The organism is Acidimicrobiales bacterium (assembly GCA_036378675.1).
Lineage (GTDB): Bacteria > Actinomycetota > Acidimicrobiia > Acidimicrobiales > Palsa-688 > DASUWA01.
The window spans coordinates 120,666-145,200 of sequence record DASUWA010000027.1 but is presented as its reverse complement, the minus strand read 5'-3'; the positions used below and the strand labels follow the sequence as shown (position 1 = coordinate 145,200).

Annotated in this window: 26 protein-coding genes; 13 read left to right on the top strand and 13 right to left on the bottom strand. The window is 63.4% G+C overall.

The window, feature by feature from the left end; genetic code table 11:
• Window positions 1–89 precede the first annotated feature (89 nt).
• The 7 genes from VFZ97_10585 to VFZ97_10555 form a co-directional block, all read right to left on the bottom strand.
• Complete coding sequence (locus VFZ97_10585; GenBank protein ID HEX6393882.1) at window positions 90–275, bottom strand: hypothetical protein; 186 nt, start codon at window positions 273–275, stop codon at window positions 90–92.
• 46 nt (window positions 276–321) lie between these two features.
• Window positions 322–1,209 carry a hypothetical protein gene (locus VFZ97_10580; protein HEX6393881.1) on the bottom strand — a complete coding sequence of 296 codons (888 nt, stop codon included), beginning with the start codon at window positions 1,207–1,209 and terminating at the stop codon, window positions 322–324.
• Window positions 1,210–1,621: 412 nt separating this feature from the next.
• Window positions 1,622–2,059 carry an Hsp20/alpha crystallin family protein gene (locus VFZ97_10575; GenBank protein ID HEX6393880.1) on the bottom strand — a complete coding sequence of 146 codons (438 nt, stop codon included), beginning with the start codon at window positions 2,057–2,059 and terminating at the stop codon, window positions 1,622–1,624.
• 535 nt (window positions 2,060–2,594) lie between these two features.
• Window positions 2,595–3,002, bottom strand: a complete 408-nt coding sequence (locus VFZ97_10570; protein HEX6393879.1) for an SHOCT domain-containing protein — start codon at window positions 3,000–3,002, stop codon at window positions 2,595–2,597.
• A gap of 179 nt (window positions 3,003–3,181) precedes the next feature.
• The gene (locus tag VFZ97_10565; GenBank protein HEX6393878.1) at window positions 3,182–4,102 is read right to left on the bottom strand and encodes a hypothetical protein; all 921 of its coding nucleotides are present in this window, start codon (window positions 4,100–4,102) and stop codon (window positions 3,182–3,184) included.
• A gap of 24 nt (window positions 4,103–4,126) precedes the next feature.
• Complete coding sequence (locus tag VFZ97_10560) at window positions 4,127–5,308, bottom strand: cupin-like domain-containing protein (protein ID HEX6393877.1); 1,182 nt, start codon at window positions 5,306–5,308, stop codon at window positions 4,127–4,129.
• 261 nt (window positions 5,309–5,569) lie between these two features.
• Window positions 5,570–5,836 carry a hypothetical protein gene (locus tag VFZ97_10555; protein HEX6393876.1) on the bottom strand — a complete coding sequence of 89 codons (267 nt, stop codon included), beginning with the start codon at window positions 5,834–5,836 and terminating at the stop codon, window positions 5,570–5,572.
• Window positions 5,837–6,092: 256 nt separating this feature from the next.
• On the opposite strand from VFZ97_10555, the gene VFZ97_10550 reads away from it, so the two are divergent.
• Complete coding sequence (locus tag VFZ97_10550) at window positions 6,093–7,064, top strand: alpha/beta hydrolase (GenBank protein HEX6393875.1); 972 nt, start codon at window positions 6,093–6,095, stop codon at window positions 7,062–7,064.
• A gap of 57 nt (window positions 7,065–7,121) precedes the next feature.
• Here VFZ97_10550 and VFZ97_10545 read toward each other — a convergent pair whose 3' ends face one another.
• The 3 genes from VFZ97_10545 to VFZ97_10535 all read right to left on the bottom strand — a co-directional run bounded on the left by VFZ97_10545 (window position 7,122) and on the right by VFZ97_10535 (window position 11,251).
• A complete protein-coding gene (locus VFZ97_10545) occupies window positions 7,122–7,490 on the bottom strand; it encodes an STAS domain-containing protein (GenBank protein HEX6393874.1) in 369 nt (122 codons plus the stop codon).
• Between the two features lie 190 nt (window positions 7,491–7,680).
• Window positions 7,681–7,869 carry a hypothetical protein gene (locus VFZ97_10540; protein HEX6393873.1) on the bottom strand — a complete coding sequence of 63 codons (189 nt, stop codon included), beginning with the start codon at window positions 7,867–7,869 and terminating at the stop codon, window positions 7,681–7,683.
• A 628-nt stretch (window positions 7,870–8,497) separates the two neighbouring features.
• Window positions 8,498–11,251, bottom strand: coding sequence for an AAA family ATPase (locus VFZ97_10535; protein ID HEX6393872.1), 2,754 nt, complete (start codon window positions 11,249–11,251; stop codon window positions 8,498–8,500).
• A gap of 150 nt (window positions 11,252–11,401) precedes the next feature.
• Here VFZ97_10535 and VFZ97_10530 point away from each other — a divergent pair, with 150 nt between their 5' ends.
• The 4 genes from VFZ97_10530 to VFZ97_10515 all read left to right on the top strand — a co-directional run bounded on the left by VFZ97_10530 (window position 11,402) and on the right by VFZ97_10515 (window position 14,923).
• Window positions 11,402–11,842 (top strand): MarR family transcriptional regulator, encoded by a 441-nt coding sequence (locus tag VFZ97_10530; protein HEX6393871.1) that lies wholly within the window; start codon window positions 11,402–11,404, stop codon window positions 11,840–11,842.
• On the top strand, window positions 11,839–13,548 hold the full coding sequence (locus tag VFZ97_10525) for an MFS transporter (GenBank protein ID HEX6393870.1): 1,710 nt from the start codon (window positions 11,839–11,841) through the stop codon (window positions 13,546–13,548). The genes VFZ97_10530 and VFZ97_10525 overlap by 4 nt, the downstream gene beginning before the upstream one ends.
• 83 nt (window positions 13,549–13,631) lie before the next feature.
• Window positions 13,632–14,063, top strand: a complete 432-nt coding sequence (locus VFZ97_10520; protein ID HEX6393869.1) for a universal stress protein — start codon at window positions 13,632–13,634, stop codon at window positions 14,061–14,063.
• A 119-nt stretch (window positions 14,064–14,182) separates the two neighbouring features.
• On the top strand, window positions 14,183–14,923 hold the full coding sequence (locus VFZ97_10515) for a dienelactone hydrolase family protein (GenBank protein ID HEX6393868.1): 741 nt from the start codon (window positions 14,183–14,185) through the stop codon (window positions 14,921–14,923).
• 180 nt (window positions 14,924–15,103) lie between these two features.
• Here VFZ97_10515 and VFZ97_10510 read toward each other — a convergent pair whose 3' ends face one another.
• Window positions 15,104–15,262 carry a hypothetical protein gene (locus tag VFZ97_10510; protein HEX6393867.1) on the bottom strand — a complete coding sequence of 53 codons (159 nt, stop codon included), beginning with the start codon at window positions 15,260–15,262 and terminating at the stop codon, window positions 15,104–15,106.
• Between the two features lie 89 nt (window positions 15,263–15,351).
• Here VFZ97_10510 and VFZ97_10505 point away from each other — a divergent pair, with 89 nt between their 5' ends.
• The 5 genes from VFZ97_10505 to VFZ97_10485 all read left to right on the top strand — a co-directional run bounded on the left by VFZ97_10505 (window position 15,352) and on the right by VFZ97_10485 (window position 18,160).
• Window positions 15,352–15,738 carry a nuclear transport factor 2 family protein gene (locus tag VFZ97_10505; GenBank protein ID HEX6393866.1) on the top strand — a complete coding sequence of 129 codons (387 nt, stop codon included), beginning with the start codon at window positions 15,352–15,354 and terminating at the stop codon, window positions 15,736–15,738.
• Between the two features lie 64 nt (window positions 15,739–15,802).
• Entirely contained in the window at window positions 15,803–16,462 is a 660-nt protein-coding gene (locus VFZ97_10500) for an NAD(P)H-dependent oxidoreductase (protein ID HEX6393865.1), read from the top strand.
• 32 nt (window positions 16,463–16,494) lie between these two features.
• Window positions 16,495–17,265 (top strand): NAD(P)-binding domain-containing protein, encoded by a 771-nt coding sequence (locus VFZ97_10495; protein HEX6393864.1) that lies wholly within the window; start codon window positions 16,495–16,497, stop codon window positions 17,263–17,265.
• Window positions 17,266–17,597: 332 nt separating this feature from the next.
• Complete coding sequence (locus VFZ97_10490; protein HEX6393863.1) at window positions 17,598–17,843, top strand: ribbon-helix-helix protein, CopG family; 246 nt, start codon at window positions 17,598–17,600, stop codon at window positions 17,841–17,843.
• On the top strand, window positions 17,837–18,160 hold the full coding sequence (locus tag VFZ97_10485; GenBank protein ID HEX6393862.1) for a type II toxin-antitoxin system PemK/MazF family toxin: 324 nt from the start codon (window positions 17,837–17,839) through the stop codon (window positions 18,158–18,160). Before VFZ97_10490 ends, VFZ97_10485 begins: the two co-directional genes overlap by 7 nt.
• Before the next feature lie 153 nt (window positions 18,161–18,313).
• Here VFZ97_10485 and VFZ97_10480 read toward each other — a convergent pair whose 3' ends face one another.
• Window positions 18,314–19,513 (bottom strand): cytochrome P450, encoded by a 1,200-nt coding sequence (locus tag VFZ97_10480; protein HEX6393861.1) that lies wholly within the window; start codon window positions 19,511–19,513, stop codon window positions 18,314–18,316.
• 45 nt (window positions 19,514–19,558) lie between these two features.
• Here VFZ97_10480 and VFZ97_10475 point away from each other — a divergent pair, with 45 nt between their 5' ends.
• Window positions 19,559–20,374 (top strand): enoyl-CoA hydratase/isomerase family protein, encoded by an 816-nt coding sequence (locus VFZ97_10475; protein ID HEX6393860.1) that lies wholly within the window; start codon window positions 19,559–19,561, stop codon window positions 20,372–20,374.
• 55 nt (window positions 20,375–20,429) lie between these two features.
• On the opposite strand, the gene VFZ97_10470 is transcribed toward VFZ97_10475, so the two are convergent.
• Window positions 20,430–21,632 carry a CoA transferase gene (locus VFZ97_10470; protein HEX6393859.1) on the bottom strand — a complete coding sequence of 401 codons (1,203 nt, stop codon included), beginning with the start codon at window positions 21,630–21,632 and terminating at the stop codon, window positions 20,430–20,432.
• Window positions 21,633–21,714: 82 nt separating this feature from the next.
• Between VFZ97_10470 and VFZ97_10465 the strand changes: the two genes are divergently transcribed.
• Both VFZ97_10465 and VFZ97_10460 read left to right on the top strand, forming a co-directional pair.
• Entirely contained in the window at window positions 21,715–22,932 is a 1,218-nt protein-coding gene (locus VFZ97_10465) for a cytochrome P450 (GenBank protein HEX6393858.1), read from the top strand.
• A gap of 40 nt (window positions 22,933–22,972) precedes the next feature.
• A complete protein-coding gene (locus VFZ97_10460) occupies window positions 22,973–24,442 on the top strand; it encodes an aldehyde dehydrogenase family protein (GenBank protein ID HEX6393857.1) in 1,470 nt (489 codons plus the stop codon).
• The last annotated feature ends 93 nt before the right edge of the window (window positions 24,443–24,535 follow it).

The following is a 24,535-nucleotide window of genomic DNA, read 5'->3' as shown; positions in this document are numbered from 1 at the left end:
GGGGCTGCGGCCAACTGGACACCGTACAGGTCCTAATCCACTATTCGGTTCCTCTTTGCGATGGCGCCAGCAGCGGATCGCCGGTCGGATCATCGCTCTCGCCGAACCGTACGGTGCAGGCTCCTCGCTGTCGCGCCGACCACGACCAGTGGTAGCAGCCACCACGCGGGAGCGCCCGCCCGGACCAGACCCCATGTTGCCAAGAGTCCGCCGCCTACCGCCGCTGCCACGGTCCAGTCGTCACCGGTCACGAACGTGACCACCCACCATGTCACGAACCTGCGTATCCTATTCCAAAGAATCATCGGGGTTCTCTCTAGGTCAAAGGTCGGTTCGAGCGCAGTCGCCGCCCCGTGACGCGACGCGACGCCAGGACGACACCTGGCGCACCAACACGAGTGCAGACACCACGTAGAACGCCCCCGTCCACAGCAGCGCGAGGTCGCCCCCCGGCCAATTCGCGCCGAGGCCTTCGCCAGCCCAGAACGTTCCGAACGTGGTGAGAAGAGAGCCGACGAACAGCTGCAGCGCTCGCTTCGGAATCCGCGCCACGAGCCGATAGCTCGCGGCCCCGAGGGCGCCGACGAGCAGCACCGATGCTCCAGCGCCGATCACAGCCGAGGCAATCGCATGGTCCGCGGCGCCGAATGCGACGACGATTACCGCGACCTCGAGACCCTCGAGTGAGACGCCCCTGAAGGCGAGGAGGAAGCCCGTCCAGTCGAAGCCGTCGCCGACGACGTCGCTGACCTCTTTGTCGCCGATCCCCTGAGTCCAGCCATTCCGAGAGACGCTCAGGACTCCTTTGCGCACCCACTGTGACCCAAACGTGAGCAGGAGCGCGCCCACGACGACGCGAATAGGCGACAACGGCACTTGCTGCAGCGCCGTTCCAAGCGCGGCGATTAGGAGCGCCAACACCACAAGTCCGGCGAGCGTGCCTGTAAGTGCTCCGCGCCATTGCCGGGTGGCGCCAACCGCAACCACGATGGCAACCATCTCGATCACCTCGATAGACGTAGCGAGAAACGTTGAAATCAGGACGGACGTGTTCATGAGCTCGTTGTGTCCGTCGCTCGCCGACTCGATCCGTCGAAGCAGCTCGTGGATGACACACGCGTCCCCTCCCGTGGATCGACGTCTGGCCGAGACACTGGAACCCGCGGCAGCCGCAGTCCCGCCGATGTGCGCCTCACCAACTCCGCTCATTCCTCTTTTCACAGTGGCAGGTCTCGCTCTGACAGCCTCGCGGCGAAGTCGACCAAATCGCCGGGACTATCGAGGCAATCGTGGTCGGCCCGACACCGGAGGTCCGGCTGGAACAGCAAGGCTTTGACGTCCCGCGTCGTCCTGTGCGTCGCTGTGCATTCCGGCAAGAACCTCGTCGATCAGGCGAACTATCTCGTCGCAACGTTCTTTCATTTTCATTTCTGTTCCTCCGTGCATTGAGACGCTTTGCCAACCTGAAGGGAGAGCAGGCGATCAAACAGATGGCCAGGTACACCAAGCAGCCCACGTGTAATCGATCCTGGAGAGTGCACGACATCAGCTGTCGGACGCGAATCTCGTTTGCTCACGCACGCGAAGAAAACTGAACGACCCTCAAAAGTAAGAGCTCCCATCAACTCCGAGTTACTGGGACCCTTGTGACATCAGGAGCGGACGCCTCCGAAACAGGTACTCGGACCTCCAGAACACCGTCCTTGTACGATGCCTTAATGTCAGCAGCCTTCGTTCCAACCGGCAAAGGCAGGCTCCGGACGAACGAACCGTACTGAAATTCCGAACGGTAGCTGTCCTTCTTCTTATCCTCCTTCCTGTCCTCCCGGTGGGCGGCGATTGTGAGCACGTTGTCGACGACCGTCAGTTCAACGTCCTTATTCGGGTCGATGCTCGGCAGTTCGGCCCGCAGCACAAGGGTGTTGTCCTCAACAAATTCCTCGACTGGGAGCCATCCTTCGTGTATCTCCCGCGCAAAGAGTCGTCGCCACACGTCCGGGACGTCGAAGTAGTGATCATGCCTTACAAGCGCCATAGCTCTCTCTTCCTCCTTAGGCATAAAACGATCCGACCCGCGGATTGTGCGAATCTTCCCGTTAGTTCGTGATTCATGCTGCACGTCTGAATTTGCACGGTTCGTCGGCGGATCGAATCCGTGTGTGCCCTGGTCCGTTCCACAGTCCTGACGGCCAGGGCCAGTCGCGGTTACTTCAAGGGCGACCGAGAACGGGGATTATGTTCAACCTGGGCTGTCGCCGCGACGTTTTGAATCCGGCACGTAATAATCCGAACGACCCCCTGCCACTAAGGCGCTGATCCAGGGGTGTTGACCCAACCCAAACACGGTCCGAGGGCGATTTTCGGGACGGCAAGACGACCATTACCTGTGACCTTGTGGGCGTGCCCTTGTCCGGGTTGCGAACTGAGTGGTGGGGTTATCCGCGCGGGGAGGCAACTGGAGCGGCGAGTTGCCGACTGAACCCCGAGGTGCCGTACGTCGGCCGACGGCAGACTCCAAGGTCACGTAGCGTGCGGAATCGTCCAGAACTGCAGCCTCTCGCGGGCCAAGTATCCAGCCTTGGCGCTGGGCCCGATCAGTTGGCCGATCCGCTCACGACCCTTTCCTTCAGTCGGCAGAACTCCTTATCGTCGATTATCCCTCGGTCGCGCAAATCCGCCAGTTGAGCCAACTCTTCGGAGGGGCTGGGCGTTCCGGCGGCATCCCGGACGTAGGTACGAAAGACTCTCTCTTGTTGGTCGGCGGCCTGTTGGTCATGAACTCGCATGTCGTTGCCGTAGATGATCAGGTACAGCACGATGCCGAGAATCGGGGCGACGATCACGACGACCACCCATAACGCCTTGAGCCAACCCCTCATGTCTTGACGCCGGAAGATGTCGATGAAGATTGAGATCATCAGCCAGATCTCAATGAAGATCAAGAAGAACCAAACGATGTCAAGAAGAACTTGCCCTGTGCCCCAAGTGGTTGCAACAAGCACTTTGTTGGATCCCTTCCTTCAGGTGGTGCCACGACGTTAGGTTCAGATGTGGCCGCCTCAGCCAGACCAACAAAGTTGTTCATGACCTTGGTCGGATCGCGGCTTTGATAAGAACATCTTGGGCGCGCCGGGCAGACGCTTGAATCCGCGAGTTCCCTAGTCCAGCCCGGATGGGCCGGTCAAGCCCCGGCTCCTTTCACGGGCAAGAAGGTATCGGTCGCGGCTATGTCGCCTATGGCTGAAGGACTCGAGCGGGTCTCGCTCCGGTCGTCGCCGTCCCGCCTGCGGCCGAGGTAGGTTCCACTCGCGGTCGATAGGGCCAACCCGGCTATGAGTACGACGAGGTGCAGGCGGGTGACGCCGCCGACTTGCAGCCCAGCCCAGAACGCCATGAGGACTGGGAGGGGCTGGTGTATGGCGGTGAGGATCGGTTCGACGGTCGTCGCGGGGAGTCGTTGAAGGGCGCTGGTTTCCTGCAGGAACGCCAGGACACCTGAGGCGAGGATGGAGGCAAGCCAAAATGCGGAGTAGATTCGGTGATGGCCGGTCAGCTGGTGGGCCAACAGGTTGTTCGCAAAGTCCACCCATGCGTATGCAAGACCAGCGCCGACGACGAGCGAGAGCGCCGATCGGGCTCGCAGGCGGGCCACCACGTACGCGATGAGAGCGGCGATCCCTACAGTCAGGAGCGGTGCGCCCAGCCGGCCGGCACGGGTCTGGTGGGCCATGTGCTGGGGCGCGGCCCATACCACCGCGGCCAGCCCGACCACGATGGCAAACGCGCTTAACATCTTGAGCCGCCCGATGCGCTCGCCGAGCTGCAATCGCGCCACAGCTAGCAGGACGAGTTGATCCGCGATCAGCAATGGCTGCACGATCGCGATTGGGGCGATTGTCAACGCCAAGACCTGGGCCGGCCAGGCCGCCGCCATCAGGCCCGCCCCGGCCAACCAGCGAGGGCGCGAGGCGAGACCGATGAGAAGTGATGGTCGCCCGCCTCGGCTGAGGGGGGCTTGACGATCTTCTTGGGCTTGGAGTACTACTCCGAAACCGTTGGCGACCGCGGCGGCTAGAGCGACTGCGATCCCGACGCTGGTCATGAGAACCCGCGCGCTACCCGATCCTCAACGCAGAGCAAGTTCTTGTTCGTTGAACCCGCCGGCCTCTTCCAATCCACTGGTGTCGCCGCGGATCTTCCCGCCCACGACCTGAACAATGCTGCGCCAGAAGTCGGGGGAAATCATCTGTAACGCGCGGAAGTAACGGTTGCTCATTCGGGCCAAGGGGGCGAACCGCAGAGTCATTCCCAGCCCCTCATCGTCCAAATTGATGGTCTTGTGCCACATCCAGGCGGGAAACACCAACACATCTCCTGGGTGCAGGTCGACCTCGAGCCTCGGGGCGTAATCGAAGAGCGCAAACCGCTCACTGTCCTGGGGCGTGCCATCGGGGCCGGCCTTGAACTCTGAGAATCGACGCATCCCGTCACCCCGAGCTGCGGCGTACATCAACCAGGTGTGCTCCGCCTCCACAAGCGTCCACCGCTTAGATCCGCTAACCGCCATGTACCAATTGGCGCTCTCTTCGCAGTGGAACTCTGCAGCCAGTCCCTTCCCCAGCCCCAGGATTAGGAAGCTAGCCATCGGGCGGGAGGGGAGCCCCAGCACGGGAAAGTAGGTCCCGGCCCGGTCGGCGTCGAAGAAGGACCGCAACTCGTGGTCCTGGTCCAACAAGGCCTGCAGCGGCTCATACCGGAGGCCCCGGTCCCGGACCAGCTCCCGCAGACGCACGGACACGATCTTCTCTTCCGCAGTGTCGACTGCCTGGGCGACAACCTGCGGAAACTGCTCCGCGAGTGCTTCGAATCGGAACCGGCTCACGTCTCCGTTGTGGAAGCCGCGGATTACCGCGGGCACGCCGGTCTTCACGTGCTCTCGGTAGAAGGTCCGCGGATCTACGTCCCCCGCTTGGTATTCCTGCACTGCCGTCACTGTTCCGGGGCGCACCCCCCGTGCTTGCAAACGCTCGCGGATGGTCTTGTACACCTTGAACTGGTAGTCCTTGAGCGCCTCGGGTTCGCCCCGGAGCTGCTGCCAGCCCATGGTCAACTTCAGCCGCACTACGTTCCAGTACCCCAGCGGTAGACGTTGCGCCGCTGACCCGCTGATCCGCCCCACGAACACGGTGTGTAAGAAGAACTTCTGCTCGACGACTAGCTGCCACAGCGTGTATGCGGCTGCGGCTCCTAAGCCGCACACAAGAGCCAGTCCCGATCGGAAGCACCGCGCCCAAGCCGTTACGATCACACCCATATCCGATCTCTCCCCGGACAAGCCCCCAGAATCGCTATACGGTTGCCGCCGTTTTCATTCATCAGATTCCTCTTTCCCAACATCTGAGCGGGCGGATCTCGTACAGCTACAAGCAACCACCAGACCTTCATGTCCCGCCGACGACAATGTCGACCACAGTCATCAATCAATCTCTATGGAGGTCAGCCGTTCGTTCCTGGTGCTGACTGCGTTACATTCTCGACGTCGCCGGACGGGATTGCATCAGTAAGGTCCCTAGTCTCCGGTTGCCTTCGGTAGGACGATCTGCTCGTTGAAGCCAGGAGGAATGGGAGCGGCTGCAACGATCCATTGCATCCCTAGGACAGCTACACGCAGCCGTTTCGCACGACGGGACACAAGCTCCATCTGCGTACAGGCGAGTTGCAGCCATTGGTTTGACGCATCGAGCGTCTCAGTGACCGCGTAGCGATCATCATTCTCGCAGCGGCAGTGATCGAGGGCTTCCTTGAACTGACCGCCCACAGCGAGCAGAGACGGCACCTGGCGCGACCCCGTTTCGCGGCCGGAGTCGGCGCATTCACAACCGTGACTCTCTACACGGGCATGGCAGGAGTGGTCGCTAGCCGAGGGCTCTCCGACCGGACATTGACTGCCGACCCGAGACGACCGAACGGAGTATGGCTGGCGCCGGGATCACATGGGCCGGCCGAAGTCGAACCTTGCCGCCGGAAGACCCGGTACCTCCGCTGGGGAGGTCACCGATGCGAGCGGCGTCGGTGTGGTTCATGCTCCTCTCATGGGATTTGACCCAAGAGGACTCCTCGAACGGGATCAAGGACTGGCCGATCCGAGCGGACCGACGGAAGTCGTGTCTCCGGCATTCCGCCGGCAACCCGTTCGGCCGGACTCCGTCCTGCGGAACGTGGTCCTTGCCGGGAGGGGCCGTTGCCGGTTCCGTCATATCGCTGGTCCGGAGGGTGCTCCGACAGTGCTATTGCTCCACGGCTGGACGGCGACGGCAGATCTCAATTGGAGCCCGTGTTACCCCGCGCTGGCCGTCCACTATGAGGTCATCGCTCCTGACCTACGAGGCCACGGCGGCGGGGTTCGAGGCAGGTTCTCGCTCGAGGCGTGCGCTGACGATGCTGCTGCGCTCCTAGCCACCCTGGGCAGGGGACCGTCGATTGTGGTCGGCTATTCGCTCGGGGGGCCGGTCGCCACATTGATGTGGCGACGATACCCGGAGTTCGTGGCTGGCCTGGTCTTGTGCTCCACGGCTAGCTCTTTCGCCGAGACCAAACGCGAGCATGTCGTCCTCTCAGCCGTCGGGAGCCTCAGACGCGCGGCCGGCTTGGTGTCCCCGATGGGTTCGGAAGCCTGGCGGAACATGCTCGGCGAGCGATGGGTCGGTGCCGGAGGCGGTTTCGCTGAGCTTTTCGCGGGCATTCTGGGTGGCCACGACCCCGTGGCCCTGTGCCAGGCTGCCATCGCCCTTCGCGAGTACCAGGCCGATGCCTGGTTGAGCTCGATCTCGGCACCTTCGGCGGTGGTCATGACCACCCGCGACCACCTGGTTCCTCCCGCTCGCCAGTTGCAACTGGCGTTGTCCATCCCCGACTGCTCCTTGTTTCGGGTCGAGGGGGACCATGCGGTGTGCTCCTTGAGGCCCGAGCGATTTCGGAAGCCTCTGCTGGCTGCGCTTGACGATGTAGCACGCCGGAGCAACCCTTCTTCCTGTGGCGCGATTCAAGCTCCCATGGTGGCTTAACGGGGATCGCACATCTGCCTCTCAGATGTACACGGTCCCCGCCACTGTTCATCTGGGCTAGAGCGAGCGCTCTCCGTTTCTTAGTGTCACTATTCCAAGAGATGCGGCGGCGTCCTCGACGGTCTGGGTAATGGTTACTATCCCATCGAAGCCGGTTGTGCGAAGCACGCGTTCGACTGATGGGCGGTTGCAAGCGACCGCTACGTCACCACCGAGTTCCCTCACTCGACGAATCGCACCTATGACTGCGCCCAGCCCTGGTGAGTCCAGAAATCGGACTGAGGACATGTCGATGACAACGTAACTCCCGCCGGCGATCTGGGCAACCTCCTGACGGAATCGGCTTACGGTGAACGCGTCGAGTTCACCAACGGGTGTCAATACTTTTAACCCTTGTTGGGTGTCGTCTAGGTGGACCTTCAGCATCACGTTCCTTCCAGGGCCGCCAGCAACGGCTCTTCGTGGTCAACCCCCGCGGGAATGGTTCTATTTGGCCACACGATCCTGTGACCCCTTGGAGCCCGAGAAGCGTGGGAGGGCCGGGTTATATGTGACATCGGGTTAGCTGCAAAGGAGAAAGCTCGCGAGCGCTCGAACGATTGCGCCGCTCCTCGGCTCAGGGGTTAGCACCCATGATTTCGCTGAGGTGTTCCCGAGTTGCGCCGTACCGCACAAGGGTTGGAGCGTCACGCTCGAGGTCGATCGGATCGGCCAGTTGGTCGCTGATCTCGCGAATGATCTCCTCGGAATACCCAGTCCTTCTGAGTACCTGGGCCAGCTCGGTCTTGGAGACTGTTCTGCTCACGGCTCACACCATCCTGTTCTCTCGCGAGGTCGGTGAGAATGACGCCTTCCTCTTCCCGACTGTTGCCCGCGGACTTCGCATGAATCCTCCGTGTCGAAGATCGAGTGATCGATATAGCCGAGGCCAACGGTACGTGTCCGATGCTTCGCTCGAATCCGGCAGGTCCCTAGTCGCATCACTCGGTCGTTGTGTTCGTCGTGCAGATCGAGCTTTCTCAAACCACATCGTCGAGGGGCTGGATCAGGCGAGTATTCAGTCCGGTGATGCAGGCCTGAGAGATCTTCGACCACGACGACGAGATCATCGTGCGCACAACTGTGGACGGTACGTACGACAAGACCAACCTTTCCGACGAGCTCATCGTGAAAGCCACTTATCGCTCTGAGACGGCAAAATTGTCGTCCTGACCAAGATCGTGAACGACCCCTTCCCCATACTGACCGAGAGTTGATCCCGGGGTCTGGGTCCGCCTTTGCCTCCTCTTAGACGAAACGCGGCTGGGCCGACTTGCTTCCGGCGCCGACTGACTTGGATTACGCCGAGGTACTGCGTGCTCGTTCAGCCCTCCTTGCCACCGAAGGATGTCGGAGCGTCCGAAGGCGGAATCAATCGGACGATGGCTGTGCCGTTACGTTAGGACGCGCCCAAGCTGGTTACGGTTGGTGATCGCCAGCTTCTCGAACACTTTGCTGAGGTGGTACTCGACTGTGCGCGCACTGATGTACAGGCGACCCCCTATCTCAGGGTTGGACAAACCGTCGCGGGCAAGCTGGGCGACTTGGGCTTCCTGCTGAGTAAGCTCGCGTTGGGTACTGACGTCGCGCTTTCGGGCCCTCTCGCCCGTCGCGCGGAGCTCACGCCTGGCCCGCTCGGCGAACGCCTGCATGCTCATCGCGTCGAGCATGTCTTGCGCGGTGCGCAGCTGCGCCCGAGCGTCGCTGCGCCGTCGCTGGCGGCGCAGCCATTCCCCGTAGAGAAGGTGGGCGCGAGCCAAGTCGGCGCGGATCCGTGTCCGGCCAAGGTGCTCGATCGCGTCTGTGTAGAACTCCTCGGCGTCATCGTCTTGGGCTAGCAGCGCGTTCGCACGTGCCTGGATACCCAACACCCAGTCGGTGTTGCTGGCGCGTGCAAACTCGCTGAGCCTGTCGTAGGCGTCGGCTGCTGCCTCGTTCATCCCGCTGTGTACTGCGGCCTCGATCAGCTCGGCGAGCGCCCAATTTGTGAACATGAGTTCCCGGCTGTTCTCACTGGCGCGCTGGGCCGCGGCCAGCGCGTCTTGGTAGCGGCCGAGGCCATTGTTGAGCACGGCATTCGCCCATTCGGCGGCGGAAAGGCGAGCACCTTCGCCGCGGAGCAACGCATCCTTGATATTCGTTTCGATCAGTGTCGCTGCTTCGACCTCGTCGCCCCGAAACGCAGTGACTCCAAGCGCCCCGTACGCGCCGAAGTTGATCTCCGTCGCCTCTGTCGCCACGCGAACCTCCTCGACTACTGACGCCGCGCCGCCGAGGTCACCACTGAGGATAAGCACGAATGCAAGCGTGTGGAGGGCAGCGGGAAGGTCACTGAGAGCTCCGGCCTCGCGGCAAGACTTGGCCCATTCATTGCCGAGCGCCACATAGCTGCCGTCATCCCATATATGCAGAGCCGCGGCTACCGCCAACCCCATCCAGGTACCGAGGTCGCCCACGGGCATACGACCGTTGAAACCGGCCACCGCCCTGCCCAGAATAGGCAATCCCGTTGAATATCCCTGGTCGAAGTTCGCAACGAGACCTTCAAGAAGGATGTCGGCGGCTGTAGACGAGTCCGAGGGCATCGTGCTGGCCGCTCGTGCCACGTCCAGCAAGGAACCACCCGGAGCGGCCAGCCGACCTGCGAATTGCGCGGCGGTCAGCGCCTCGAGGTACGTGGCTCGGGCAAGACGGGCGTCGACTGGCTCGAGCCGCCTGGCCGCCTTGAGCAAGAGTGGCGGGGCGTCGTTTCCCCGGCTCGCCACAAACGTAACCCGAGCCCGGACCAGATCGGCGCGAGCCCGCTCGAGCTCACCGAGCGGTCCTGCGTCCGCGACGGCCAACAACTCCAGCGCCGCGTTTAAGGCGCCTGCCTGGAACTTGGCCTGGGCTGCGTCCAGCGCCCGGTGTGCCCGTTTCGCCCGGTCGGGCGTCAGCACGCTGGCTTGCTCGAGGAAGGCGGCCGCCGCGGAGAATCCGCCTCGAGCCTGGGCTCGGCCGGCCGAACCGACTAGCTCTGCGGCGACGTCTTCGTCCGGTCCGATAGCGGCTCGGGCGCGATGCCAGGCTCGGCGGTCAGGATCTATGCCCGGATCGGTAACCTCAGCCAGCGCCTGATGTGCCTGTTGCCGCTCGTGGGCTGACGCCGAGTGGTATGCAGCCGACCGGACCAGCGGGTGGCGGAAACGCACTCTTTTCCCGAACTCGGCCAGATCGTCGTCGACCGCGGGATACGCCGCCGCCGGATCGACCCCGAGCCAGGCTGCGGCTCGCCACACCAAAGCCGGATCGCCGAGAGGTTCGGCCGCGGCGAGCAGCAGCAGGCACCGGGTGTCCGCCGGCAGGACCTCGATCCGCCGTCGAAAGCTCTCTTCGACGGTGCCCGCAAGCTCCCTCGATCCGGGCATTCCGAACCCTCCCGCCAGCTCCTCCACCGAAAACCCGCGCGGCAGCTCCAAGAGGGCGAGCGGATTGCCTCTCGTCTCAGCAATGATCTCGTCCCGAACCTCTGCATCTACCGGCCCGGGCAGGACCCTTTCCAACAACGCCCGCGCCTGATCCGCCTTTAACCCGTCGATCTGCAACCTCGGCAACCCGTTCAGTTCAGCTCTCGGAACCCGGGCCCCGAAGACCAGTGCGACCGACTCCATCCCCAAACGTCGCGCCACGAACGCCAGGATCTGAGCCGAGGCTAAATCGAGCCATTGCTCGTCATCCACCAGGCACACGAGCGGTTTTTCCGCGGCTACCTCCGCGAACAGGCTCAACACGGCGAGCCCGACCAAGAAACGGTCGGGCGCTGGACCATCACTCAAGCCGAAGGTGGTCCGTAGGGCATCACCAAGCGGTTCAGGGAGCAACACCAGCTGATCAAGCATGGACGCGCATAACTGCTGCAAGGCTGCGAAGGCCAGCTCCATTTCTGACTGGACCGCGGTCACCCTCACCACGCGGCAGTCCGACGCGCGCTCCGCCAAGTAGTCCAACATCGCCGACTTTCCGACGCCAGGGTCGCCGTGCAACACCAGCGACCGGCTTTCCCCCAGCCGAACCGCTGCAAGGAGCGAGTCCAGCACAACGCATTCCATCTCTCGGCCAATGAGTTGCGTACCGGAGCCCCCCGCTGGAAATGCCGACCTTGACGGCACAAATCAAGGATAGATGCTACGTGTAGGGGGCGCACCGCCGTATCAACGGCAAGGGTAGCTCGGCCCTCCATCGTGGGGGCCCTCGATGCCTCGGATTTGGATTCAGAAATCCATAGACACTTCTATATAGAGGCGTCTATGCTTGGGGGAGTGGTAGATAAGACGCGGACCCCGATCGCCGTCGCCGAGCTTTTGCATTCCCTGGTGGTGATGGCGGTTCGCCAACCGAGGGAGGTCAGCCTCAGTGCTGCCAGCACGTTGGCGACGCTGGAGCGAGGCGGGCCGCGCCGTATCACCGAGCTAGCGGCCATCGAGGGCGTGACGCAGCCCTCGATGACTGCGATGGTGTCAGGTCTCGAGCGGTCGGGATTCGTGGCGCGGGCGTCTGATCCCGTGGACCAACGAGCCGTACTGGTCACCTTGACCGAAGGGGGCGAGAGCTATTTGCGGCTACGCAGACGGAAAGGCGCGGAGCGGTTCAGCGAATTGATCGACGAACTTCCGGACAAGGAACGCCGAACTCTGCTGGCAGCTGGGCCGGCCTTGGCTCGCATGGTCGAGCTGGCCACGGCTCGGGAGGTGGCGTCGTGAGCGGGAGCGCCCGTTCGGCGATCAGCCCTTTCCGCCAACCCAAGGCGGTCTGGGCGGTCGCTTTCGCATGTGTGGTCTCGTTCATGGGCATCGGCCTGGTCGATCCGATCCTGCCGGCGCTGTCCAAACAGCTCCGGGCTTCGCCCAGCTCGGTCGAACTTTTGTTCACCAGCTATCTGGTCGTCACAGCTCTCGCCATGCTCGTCACGGGGTGGGTGTCCACCCGGATCGGCGGTAAGCGAACCCTGGTCGCGGGATTGGTTCTCATCGTGGCCTTCAGTGCGGCCGCTGGCGCCTCCGGGACGATCGGCGGGATCATCGGGTTCAGGGCGGGCTGGGGCCTCGGCAACGCCTTGTTCATCGCGACCTCTCTAGCGGTCATCATGGGGGCGGCATCTGGTGGCTTCTCGGGGGCGATAATCCTCTACGAATCAGCACTTGGCATCGGGATCGCTCTGGGCCCGTTGGTGGGAGGCGAGCTCGGAGGGATCAGCTGGCGTGGACCTTTCTTCGGGGTCACCGTCCTAATGGCCGTCGCTCTGGTGGCCACGCTCGTGTTGGTAGAGCCGACCCCCAAACCGAGCCATCCATCGTCTCTAACCGCGCCGATCGAAGCGTTGAAGCACCGGGGTCTCGCGACGATGAGTGTCACCGCTCTGGGATACAACTGGGGGTTCTTCACGCTCCTAGCCTTCACGCCTTTCCAGATGCACCTGGGCATTCACGAGTTGGGATACGTGTTCACCGCTTGGGGAGTATTGGTGGCCATATTCGCAGTGTTCGTCGCGCCACGAGCCCAGGCGCGCCTGGGTACGCCGCTCAGCCTCTACATCAATCTGGGCCTGCTCGCTCTCGACCTGCTGGTCATCGCAGCATTCACGACCTCACGGACAACGCTGATCGTTGCGGTCATCATCTCTGGTGCGTTCGTGGGACTCAACAACACCCTCACAACACAAGCTGTCATGCTCGTGTCCCCTGTGGAGAAGCCCGTCGCCTCTGCGGCCTACGGGTTTGTCAGGTTCATCGGAGGCGGCCTTGCTCCTTACGTCGCGAGCAAGGTAGCCGCGGCCGTCAACGTACATGTCCCCTTTTACATCGGAGCAGCGACTGTGGCCGCCGCGATCGTCGTCTTGAGTACTGGCCACTCACTTTTGACAGCTGCTGAAGGTGGCGAGCAGGAAATCGATAGCTGGCTCGGAGCGAGTACCTCTGAGGCCATCAGCTCCGCTGTGGGACCAAAACCACTCGAAGCCAGACCCGTGCTGGTTGCGATCGACGTCACAGTCGACTCCACCGACGTGCTCGCCGCGGCCCGCGCCCTGGCTGAAACACTTGCCTGCCCAGTGGAAGTCGTTCACGTCATCGAAGTCGACGTGCTGGCAGAAACCGTTGATGACAGGGACGAGAACACAGACTCAGGCGCAGTGATGAATGCTGCCATTACGTCCCTGACTAATATGGGCCTTTCGGCCCAGGGGCATCTCCTCCGGGTTATCGGAACTCACGGGCAGACAGGTCGACGCATCGCCGCGTTCGCGGACAAGATCCGTGCGAGGACCATTGTGATTGGCGCGCCGCGAGACGCGGAAATTGCGGCGCTTTTCGACGCCGACTTTTCTGGCGAGCTGCTACGCCACGCCAAATGTGACGTGCACGTGATTGCCGATCAACCCGCCGGTCGGATCAGCGATCCCGCCGCATAGGGATAGACGCAAACAATGAGCCGTACTCCTGATTCCAAAGGCCAAGGTTCGAGCCGCGGGGGGCCGATGTCCTCAACCCGACGATCCTCGTCGGCTTCGACGGAAGCCAGACGTCGTGGAACGCTCTGTACTGGGCCAGTGGCGAAGCGCTCAGGTCTGCAGGCAACCTCATCGCCGCGTTTGTGTCGCCCGAGCACTCGATGGCAATCGCGGAGACAGCCTCCACCGTGGGAGGGGTTCCGTTTGACTACCACGCCATCGAGTCAGCGGATGCTGAGGAAGCTGCTGCTCGGCAGTCAGATGCGAGACGGCTGGCGAGGGAACAGAACATGCGGATCGAGTTCGTCCACGCGCACGGTGACCCTGCAACCGAGCTGGCTCTGCTCGCACATCAACTCCGCGTCGATCTCATCGTGGTCGGGAGATCCGCGAGGATTCTCCACGCTCTGATGGGATCAGTGGCTAATCGTCTAAGCCGCATCCGCAACGCTCCGGTCGTCGTAGTCGTCCCCTGAGCCTCGCCTCGTCGGAGCAACCGCGCCGGGCACCCGAGCTAGGGACCCCACTGATGCGAGACCAGCGTTTGTCGCCTGACAATAGATTGCGAGGAACGCACCAGGGAGGCGACGGAGTAATGAGCTACGAGCAGGTTTCGATCCGCACCCACGATGGCGAGTGCCCGGCGTACGTGTTGACGCCGTCCGGATCGGGCCGGAATCCGGCCGTCATCTTCTACATGGACGGCCTCGGAATTCGGCCGACAATCCTTCAGATGGGGCAGCGGCTAGCGAGTTACGGCTATGTCGTGCTAGTGCCCGATCTGTTCTATCGGGCTGGGCATTATGAGCCGTTGGATCCGAGGGCGGTCTTCGCCTCTGGCGACGCGACGGACGCGATTGGGCACCTGATCGCTTCGACCGACAATCGCCGGGCAGCCGAGGACACAGAGGGCTTCCTCGCCTACCTCGACGGCCGCGACGACGTGGCCGGCACCAAGGTGGGTACGACTGGTTACTGCATGGGCGGAGCGATATCGCTAACCGCGGCGGGAACCTTTCCTGACCGTATCGCCGCAGCGGCTAGTTTCCACTGCGGCAACCTGGCCACTGACTCCGACCTCAGCCCGCACCGACTCGCGCGCGCTATCGCCGCCCGGGTCTATGTCGCCGGAGCGGACCACGACAACTTGTACCCGCCCGAAATGGCAGCGCGACTTGAGCAGGCGCTGAACGACGCGGGCGTGGATCACCGCTGCGAGATCTACTTAGGAGCGCTGCATGGTTGGACTATGACGGACTTCCCGGTCTACAACGAGGCCTCGGCTGAGCGCCACTGGGATGAGCTGGTGGGCTTGTTCGCGGACACGCTCACCTGAGGCGCCGGCAGGCAGCAGACGTAGATCCGGTGCTCAACGATTGACCGAACGCTCTCACTGGTGCCGTAGGCGAACACCAGCCACTGATTCAGCTTTCTCGAAGATCGAATCAATGAAAGTAACCGACTGGAACGCTAGGCATCTGTTGCTTCGCTCGAATCCGGCAGGTGCCCATTTGAACTACTCGATCTCTGCTGGCATCGAAGCAATCGAGCGTCCCCAAACCGCCCGCCCGAGGCGTGACCAGGCGACTCCGCTGCCGTGACGCTGCCCAGATCCATCGTGGGCGACTGCGGTGTCGCTGACCCAGCCGGCTTGAGCTTCGACTAGGGAATACACGGATTCAATAGTCCGCCCAGTCGAGGAAGCTTCTTCCAAACGCACAAGGCGAGAGATACCTCCGTGCCGCCGAGAAAGGACCCAGCTAGATGTCGAGCCTGCCCCTGCCAACCAAAATCATCACCGAGCTGCCCCCCGTCGTCGCCGAGTACATAGACGCGGTCAATGCCTTCGACACCGACCGTATCGTGAAGACGTTCGCAGCCGATGCCTACGTCAACGACAACCGCCGGGAGATCTGGGGTGCGGACGCCATCTGGAAGCTCATGGACAAGGAGATCGTCGGCGACCACGTCACGATGCAGGTCCGAGAGATCATCGATCACTACGGCGAAATCATCGTCCGGGCAAAGTGGGACGGCACCTACGACAAGACCAACCTGCCCGACGAGCTCATAGTAACGAGCTATTTCTCGCTCCGGGAAGGCAAGATCGTCGGCCTGACCATCATGGTGAACGAGCCTTCCCCGTACTGAGCGCCCGCTGCACCGGCCTCGGTGGTATTCGGGCCTTTTGTACGACTGACCAGAGCAGGCAACCATGTCGAAACTCCAGATCATCATCGCTAGCACCCGCCCCGGTCGAGCCGCGGATCAGATCGCCACGTGGGTGATCGACCGGGCCCGGAGCCACGGCGGCTTCGACGTCGAGGTCCTGGATCTTCGCGACTGGCCCCTGCCTATGTTCGCCGAAGACCCTGGAACGATGGGGGACTTGAACGACCCCACCTACTCGACGCCGATCGTGGGGAAATGGAACCGCAAGATCAAAGAAGCCGACGCTTACCTGGTCATTACTCCCGAGTACAACCATTCCGTTCCCGGAGTGCTCAAAAACGCCATTGACAGCGTCTTCCTCTCCTTCGCCTTTCGCAACAAACCTGTAGTGGCCGTTGGCTACAGCGTCGGCATAGGCGGCGGAATCCGAGCCATCGAGCACCTCGCTCAGATAGCCGTCGAGGCGGAGATGGTCCCCCTGCGAAACGCGGTGGTCATCCCCGAGGTCGCGAGGGCGTTCGACTCACACGGCGAGCCCGTCAACCCCATAACCGAGACCGCCCTGGGCGTCGCTCTTGACGACCTCAAATGGTGGTCCGGCGCTCTCGAGGCGGCGCGAGGCAAGGGTCAATTGCCCCACGCGGTGTTTCGGATCAGTGCAGCAGCAGCGGCCGTCGACGAGGTCGAAGACGAGGCCGTATGACAAGGAGCAATCAGCATGGAGATTAGAGAGTCATGAAGATCGGAATCATTGGAACGGGGACGATAGGCGGTACGCTCATCCGTAAGCTTCGTGCGTCCGGGCACGAGGTCCGCGTCGCGAACTCGCGTGGACCGGGCTCGCTCAGCGACTTGGCAGCCGAGACGGGGGCCACGGCAGTCACCACAGCGGAAGTGGCTGCCGGTGTCGACGTTCTCATCGTGTCCGTGCCCTTCGAGCAACTGACCGCATTGAAGTCGGTCATCAACAAAATCGCGAGCGATGTCACCGTTGTGGACACGTCGAATTACTACCCCGTACCCGGCGCCGGTCCGCTGAGTGCCGCCCCAATCGAAGCGATCGACGCCGGGCAGCCGGAGACCGCCTGGCTGCAGGAAAAGTGGGGCCGGCCTGTCATTCGCGCCTGGAACCCGATCTTTGGCCCCACGCTTGCAAACAAGGGCAAGGCCCCCGGTGAGCCCGGCCGACTCGCCCTGCCAGTGTCAGGAGACTCCGCCGAGAGCAAGCATCTCGTCATGCAGCTGGTCGACGACACCGGTTTCGACGCGGTGGACGCAGGCCCGATCGCCGAGTCGTGGCGTTGCCAAGTGGGAACCCCGGCCTACTCCACCGAGCTCACCGTTGACCAACTCCGCCAGGCCCTCGGTCTGGCTGACCGTGAAGCCGCTCCGAAGCGCCGCGACGCGCTAGCGCAAATCATCTCGACCTGGCAGGGTCCCCCGAACTTCGAGGACTGGCTCAGGCTGTACCGCGCAGCCGCCCGCTTCCCCGGGACCGATCACTGAGCGCCCGTAACTATGCGACCCGACCAGTGATCGGGCACGAACGACGGCGACCGAGCGACGCGCGATTCTTCTGCATGGCTCATCCCCCGTGTCGTGTGAGACGTACCGGATCATCTTGGACGGCACCAGACGGAAAGGGGGGGAGACAGACCGCAATTAAGCAGTATCCCTTCACCTGAGTTGAACAGGTGTTCCGCGCCTCAGGTTCCTACATTTGAGGCCCATCAGATGCCCGGCAACTAGGTAAATGATTCGTCGCCCGCGGTCACGCAGCCGAGCCCGGCGGGGGCCCTGTCGTCCGAAGGAGCGACCATATGGTATAGCATATGGTGATGGGACGAAGAGAAGTGCTCGTCCAGCTCGACGACGACCTCGTTGACCGCCTTGACGGGCTGGCCGAGCGGAAAGGAACCAATCGCTCGGAACTACTCCGTCGCGGCGCCGCCGCAGTCCTCGAAGCCGCTGAACTCGCCGATGCCGACCGGGCGCTGCAGGAGTCCTACCGGAGGCTGCCACAAGATCCGGCGATCGTCTCCGCCGCTTCGCGACTGGCTTCACTGACCGCTCCCGAGTGGTAGAACGCGGCGACATCATCTGGGCCGACTTGGGGCCACCGGCTGGGCGGCGGCCCGTCTGTGTCCTCACCCGCGACGCCGCCATCGCTGTTCTCACCGCCCTCACCTGCGCGCCGATCACCCGAACGATCCGTGGTATCCGCTCGGAGGTTGAAATCGGGCCCGCCGGAGGCCTTCCCGATCAGAGCGTCATCAGCTGTGACAACCTCATAACGGTTCCCACCGCGTTTTTCGACGAGGAACGCGTCGGCCAGCTCGACCTCGAAACCCGCATCAGGCTCGACCAAGCCCTCCGCTACGCCCTCGACATCCAATACTGAGCGCTGATCCAGCGGTCGGCGGCGTTGCAACCCCGACTCGGAAGATGCATCGCTCTGACAAGTCGGGCCGGTTCTTCGTGAACCCCCATCACCGACGAGATGGTCTTGTTTCCGCCGCTATCCCTACTTATCGGAGTAGGGATCACAGAATTGTCAGGTCTGCGCCTCCCACTCGACGACAAGCCGATCGATACCGAACGAGCCACCGGCGTGGATCACGGGCTGCTCGCCGGTTGCCAGATGGAAGTCCGGGATCCGCGCGAGCACCTCCTCGACGGCGATCGCCAGCTCGAGCCGCGCCAAGTGCGAACCGACGCAGCGATGTGGGCCGGCCCCGAACGCCAAGTGGCGGTTGACCTCGCGCTCCACGACGATCGCGTCGGGCTGGTCAAACTCCTCCGGGTCTCGTGAGGCAAGCGCCGTCGACAGGAGCACACGGTCACCCGCACCCATCCTTACGCCCGCAAATGTCACGTCTTCCTTCACGACCCGCGCCGTGTTGATGATGGCGTGGGCGCGCAGAAACTCCTCAACCGCTCCGCGCACAACCTCAGGTCGGGCGACTAGTTGCTCGCGGATGTCAGGCCGGGTCGCGAGGCAGTAGAAACTGAAGCCCAACATGGCAGTGACCGTGTCCAGCCCGGCGACGAACAACATGAAGGCGTAGTCGACAAGCTCTTCGTGGTTGAGAAGTCGCCCGTCGACCTTCGAACGCATCAGCGTCGAGAGGAGGTCCTCACGGTCGCCCGTATCTTCGTTTCTGCGCGCCGAGACGACCTCGTCGAGGTGCTCGATGATGCTGCGCGCCGCCTCCTTCCGGAGCGACGGATCGTGGTAGGCGTGGGTGAGGTCGTGGTTCCAGCGCTCGAACGTCGTTGCCTCGCTCAATGGCAGGCCGAGCATGGAGACGAACACGGTCGTCGGGAACGGACGAGCCAGATCGACGACAAGGTCGGATCGGCCGGCGGTAGCGAACCTGTTCACGAGTCCGGCGCAAACGCGCCGCAGCTCAGGCTCTCGGCGGGCAACCGGTCCCGGTGCGAAGAGTGGCGCCAGCGGCTGCCGATACCGTGTGTGGTCGGGCGGGTCGAGCGCTAGTGGCCGCATGGTTCGCGGGTAGACCCCGGCGGGGATCGAGAATTGCTCGCTCGAGAAGAGATCTGGGCGCTGGAAGGCTTCGCGGATGTCTGCGGACCGCGTCAGAACCCAGTAACCGCCGTAGGACGAGGAGAAGAATGCGCGGTCGCCGCGAGTGCGGTCAAGTGCCTGGAAGGGGTCAACCAGGAACGCGGCGCCACCGTGGTAGTCGAAGTCGCGGACCAGCGCCGGATCGACGTGTTCGGCCAGCTGCACCGCTCGATCTTGCCATAAGTCGATGAATTATGCAACGATATCTCGGTGAACCCGCAGGCGCCTACGGTCCTCGTGGAGGCTCAGTCGGGCGGGGTGCGCCTCCTGACCATGCACCGCCCGGAGCGGTTGAACGCTCTCAACGTCGAGCTGATCTCGGCGCTGACAGCTGCTCTCGCCGAGGCAGATGCGGACCCGTCGGTGAGATGCGTCATCCTGACCGGCTCAGGCCGCGGTTTCTGCTCCGGGGCCGACCTGACAGGTATGGGGGACGCCCCCCACAGCGAATCGCTCGGGGACATCCCGGCCAACTTCCTCCTTCAGCAGCACATAGCCGGATTGGTGACAAGCATGCGGCGCCTGCGCAAACCGATCATCGCCGCTGTCAATGGGCCTGCTGCCGGCGGAGGGCTGGCCCTGGTGCTGGCTGCTGATGTTCGCTTGGCGGCGACCAGCGCGCGGTTCGCCGCCAGCTTCATAAAGGTCGGCGTGTCGGGTGCGGATATCTCGACGAGCTGGCTCCTGCCTCGCATCGTCGGCGCAGGCAACGCTCACCTGCTGATGCTCACCGGGAGACTGATCGACTCCCAGGCGGCACGGGAGATGCAGCTCGTGGTCGATGTCGTGCCGGACGACCAACTCATCGACGTCGCTACCGACCTTGCAGCAGAGATCGCCACCAACAGCCCCTTCGGCGTCTGGATGACGAAGGAGGTTATGTGGTCGGCGCTCGAGATACCCGGTCAGCAGGCCGCCATCGACCTCGAGAACCGGACACAAGTCCTCGCCAGCCAGCTCGAGGACGCCCGTGCGCAGCGAGCGACGGTCTTCACCAAGGAACGAGTGAGGTACCAATGGCGGTAGCACTTCAGCGCGGGTTGATGGGTCGTGCCCCCGACGCGGGTCCCGCGTCGCTGGCTTAGCCGAGAGCCCCCGTGGTGCGCAGCTCGGAGATCTCGTCCCAGGATCGCCCGAGCTCGAGGAGCACCTCTTCGGTATGCTGGCCAGCTTCCGGTGCGGGACCGGCGGGTCGCACGGGACCGCCGAACTGCATTGGCGGCGCCGGGAGGCGGTACTCGCGACCCGTGATCGTGTGACCTGTCGCGAGGTAACCGTTCGCATCGACCTGGAGGTGGCTTTGTAGTTCTATGGGCTCGAGCGCGGGAGCCCAAACGCCTGAGAAGGGGGCGAGCACGTCATCCCATTCGGACAGGGTGCGTTGTGAGAACGTCTCGTCGAGTTCGCGGATGCATTCGACAGCGTTTGTGGCGCGGTTGCGCGAATCACGGAAGCGAACGTCGTCCGCAAGGTCCTCACGCCCAATGAGCTGGCACAGCTCGCTCCAGAAACGGTCTGCTTGCAGGCAGACGAGATACAACCAACGGCCGTCTGACGTCCGGTACGAGTTGGCGATGGGGTTGCTCACTCCGCTGCGGTCGCGGTCGGGTTGAGCCCCTGCGCTCGGCGCAGCCATGAGGTCGGGACCGAGCGACCACACGCCGACGTTGAGCAGCGATACATCGACAACCGTGGCCTCTTCGGTGTGGGCGCGATGGAAGAGCGCGGTCCCGATCGCGCCGGCGAGTGTGTTGGCGCCGAGCAGGTCGTAGAACGCCGAGGGCTGCCACATCGGTTCATCCCCGCCGCGGCTCATGCGTGTCGCCATGGATGCCGTCGCCCACGCCGCGGCGAGGTCGAATCCGCCGCGCTCGGCCATCGGTCCCGTTGGGCCCCAGCCACTGCCGCGCACGTATACCAATCGGTCGTTGACGGCGCGGAGGTCATCGACGTCGATGGCGAGTTTCCGTCGTACGGGCTCCAGGTAGCTCGTCAGGAACACGTCTGCGGTCGCTGCTAGCTCGAGCAGCACGCTCCGGCCGTTCGTCGTCCCCAGGTCCAGCGTGATGCTTCGCTTTCCCCGGTTCGGGATCTCGAGGAATGGGTTCGGCGCATCGGGATCTTCGGACTGCAGGCGGTTGCGTAGCGCCCGTTGTGGGTCGCCGCTCGGCGGCTCGACCTTGATTACGTCAGCCCCGAGGTCCGCAAGGATGGCGGCGGCGGCCGGCACGAAGGTCCAGGCCGCTACCTCGATGACCCGCACGCCGTTGAAGGGTTTCGTCACGTCGGTCTCCGTGGTTGCCGTGGCGCTAAATCGATGAATAGTATAACGACTTAAGCGAGGCCCGAAAAAGGAGGGACCGTCGGTGTCGTACAAGTCGTCGGCAGGTATGGCTGTGACCACCCGGCCTTCCCACGTCCCAAGGGATCTGACGTATCCGCTGGAGCACTACAACTCAGAAGCCTTCCTCCGAAACCCGGTCGGGTTCTGGGACGAGTTGCGCGACCGCCGTCGGGTGTTCTGGAGTCCCTTCCACGGTGGGTTCTGGTGCCTGACCCGATACGAGGACATCCACGAGGCCTTCCAGCGAAGCGACCTGTTCTCCAGCCGCATGCAGGCGATCCCCGGTCGCGAGGTGCGAATGCTGCCGATCACCCTGGATCCGCCCGAGCACACGAAGTACCGCCATCTGCTCAACCGCCCGTTCGGCCCGGCGAACGTTCGGGCTTGGGAGGGCGACATTCGGTCCTTGTGCCGATCACTCATCGGGGAAGTGTGCGGCGAAGGGAGGTGCGACTTAATCGAGGATTTCGCCAGACCGCTCCCGACGAGCATCTTTCTCCGCTTCATGGGACTACCGCCCGATGACACGAAGCGATTCCTTGACTGGAATGACACGATTCTTCACGTCCAGGATGACGCAGACGGCAAGGCAGCGAAGGACCTGGCCAGCACCCAACTCACGTCGTACCTACGGCAGCACATCGCCAAGCGGAGGAACAAACCCGGCGACGACCTCATCAGCACGCTGCTCGCCGCCGAGCTGGATGGTGCACAGCTCCCCGAAGAAGACGTCCTTGCGTTCGCCGTTCTGCTGTTCATGGCGGGGCTCGATACTGTCACGTCGGCGTTGGGATTCTGCTGGGCGTTCCTTGCCAGCAATCCGGATCACCGCCGCCAGGTTGTGACAGAGCCGGGACTGATCCCGTCAGCGATCGAGGAATTGCTTCGCTATCACTCGTTCGTGGCCGACGGCAGGTACATCACGCGCGATATCGAGTTCGCCGGCGTCTCGATGAAGGCAGGGGAACGGATCATGCTTCCCACGGCTGCCGCCGGTCGCGATCCCCGGCAGTTCCCCCACTCCGACATCATCGATTTCCGCCGGACGCCGAACCGGCACCTGGCGTTCGCCGCCGGGCCACACCGCTGCCTCGGATCCCATCTGGCGCGCCTGGAAATGACTATCGCCATGGAGGAGTGGCATCGCCGAATCCCGGATTACCGGCTCGAGGACGGGGCTGCCGTTCAGTTCCACGGCGGCGGCGTGGCCGGGCCGGACCACTTGAATCTGGTCTTCTGATGGGCGCCCGGGTGCTTGCCAACGGGGCGACCTACGGCCCGTGACGATCACGCGCGATGACGCGCTTCGGCAGGTCCCGGACGGCCGGCTCTTCGTTGACGGATTGTGGCTCGAGGGCTCGACGGGTGGCGAGAGAACCCACCACGATCCGGCAACGGGGGAGGTTGTCGGCAAGCACCAATTGGCTGGCAGTGTCGAAGTTGATTTCGCAGTAAAAGCCGCGCGCGACGCGCTCCAGCGCGGTGAGCTGGCCGATCCAGTGCGGCGTCGCTTGCTCCTTTCGTCGCTGGCCGACGCGATCGTCGCAGCCGCCGGAGACCTGGCGGCCTTGCAGACGCTGGAGATGGGGCAACCGATACGGGCGACGCGTGCCGGTGTCGCTCTCGCGGCGGAGTGGTTCCGGTACTTCGCGGGGTGGGCTGACAAGCTCGACGGGACCGTGGTCCCTGCCGGGGGCGCGGTGCTCGACTACGTGGTTGCGAACCCGTACGGGGTGGTCGCCGCAATAACGCCCTGGAACGGCCCGGTCGTCTCGATTGCCTTGAAGGTGGCACCGGCCATAGCCGCTGGAAACGCGGTCGTGGTCAAGCCCTCGGAGCTGGCTCCGTTCTCCGCTCTGAGGTTCGCACGTATTTGTGAGGAAGTTGTCCCACCGGGGGTCATCAATGTCATGCCGGGCGGTCCTGGGGCAGGTCATGCCTTGTGCGCGCACCCCGGTGTCGACAAGATCAGCTTTACCGGAGGTAGTTCTGCAGCCCGCGCGGTTGCCCGTGCCGCCGCGGAGAACCACACCCCGGTTGTACTTGAACTTGGTGGCAAGTCGGCGTCGATTGTCTTCGCCGACACTGAGCCGACCGTCGTCGGAAAGCTCGGGGCTTTACTCGGCACGATCCAGAACAGCGGGCAGGGTTGCTTCTTGCCGACGCGGCTGCTGGTCGACCGCGCCATTCACGACGAGGTGGTCGCTGCGGTCGTCGCCACTGCAGAGAAGGCGCGGCTCGGCGACCCCTTCGAACCATCGACGACGATGGGCCCCCTCGCGGGCGAGGCGGCCTGCGAACGCGTCCTTTCAGTAGTGGAGGACGCCCGCCACCGCGGCGACGGGGTGCTGCTCACCGGCGGCCAACGCGCGGGCGGGGCGCTTGCGGCGGGCGCCTTCGTGCAGCCCACGGTCTTCGGCGATGTGGACCCGGCTAGTCCGCTGGCACAGGAGGAGATCTTCGGCCCGGTGCTGGCGGTGATGCCTTTCGACGATGAGGACGAGGCGTTGGCGATAGCGAACGGCACGAAGTACGGCCTGGCTGGCTACGTGTGGACGAACGACCTGCGGCGAGCCCACCGGGTGGCGGCTGCGCTTGACGCCGGCTATGTATCGGTGAACGGTATGGCGGCGCTCCCTCCTGCCGCCCCATTTGGAGGGTGGCGGGGCAGCGGGCATGGTGTCGAGGGCGGCCGGTGGGGAGTGCACGAGTTCGTGCGACTCAAGAACGTGTGCGTCTCGCTTGGATGACTCGCACGGCTCTGGCACGGTTGTTTCCGTGCGCGTGGGAGGGGTTGCTTGCCAGCGCCTGAATCGATGAATAGTATAACGACTTGATAGAGA

Excerpts from the sequence above, each read along its gene's own strand:
- VFZ97_10495 (HEX6393864.1), top strand. The coding sequence starts at position 16,495 with ATGAAGATCGGAATCATTGGAACGGGGACGATAGGCGGTACGCTCATC.
- VFZ97_10580 (HEX6393881.1), bottom strand. The coding sequence starts at position 1,209 with ATGAGCGGAGTTGGTGAGGCGCACATCGGCGGGACTGCGGCTGCCGCG.
- VFZ97_10545 (HEX6393874.1), bottom strand. The coding sequence starts at position 7,490 with ATGCTGAAGGTCCACCTAGACGACACCCAACAAGGGTTAAAAGTATTG.
- VFZ97_10575 (HEX6393880.1), bottom strand. The coding sequence starts at position 2,059 with ATGCCTAAGGAGGAAGAGAGAGCTATGGCGCTTGTAAGGCATGATCAC.
- VFZ97_10550 (HEX6393875.1), top strand. The coding sequence starts at position 6,093 with ATGGGATTTGACCCAAGAGGACTCCTCGAACGGGATCAAGGACTGGCC.
- VFZ97_10500 (HEX6393865.1), top strand. The coding sequence starts at position 15,803 with ATGTCGAAACTCCAGATCATCATCGCTAGCACCCGCCCCGGTCGAGCC.
- VFZ97_10490 (HEX6393863.1), top strand. The coding sequence starts at position 17,598 with ATGGGACGAAGAGAAGTGCTCGTCCAGCTCGACGACGACCTCGTTGAC.
- VFZ97_10515 (HEX6393868.1), top strand. The coding sequence starts at position 14,183 with ATGAGCTACGAGCAGGTTTCGATCCGCACCCACGATGGCGAGTGCCCG.
- VFZ97_10565 (HEX6393878.1), bottom strand. The coding sequence starts at position 4,102 with ATGACCAGCGTCGGGATCGCAGTCGCTCTAGCCGCCGCGGTCGCCAAC.
- VFZ97_10505 (HEX6393866.1), top strand. The coding sequence starts at position 15,352 with ATGTCGAGCCTGCCCCTGCCAACCAAAATCATCACCGAGCTGCCCCCC.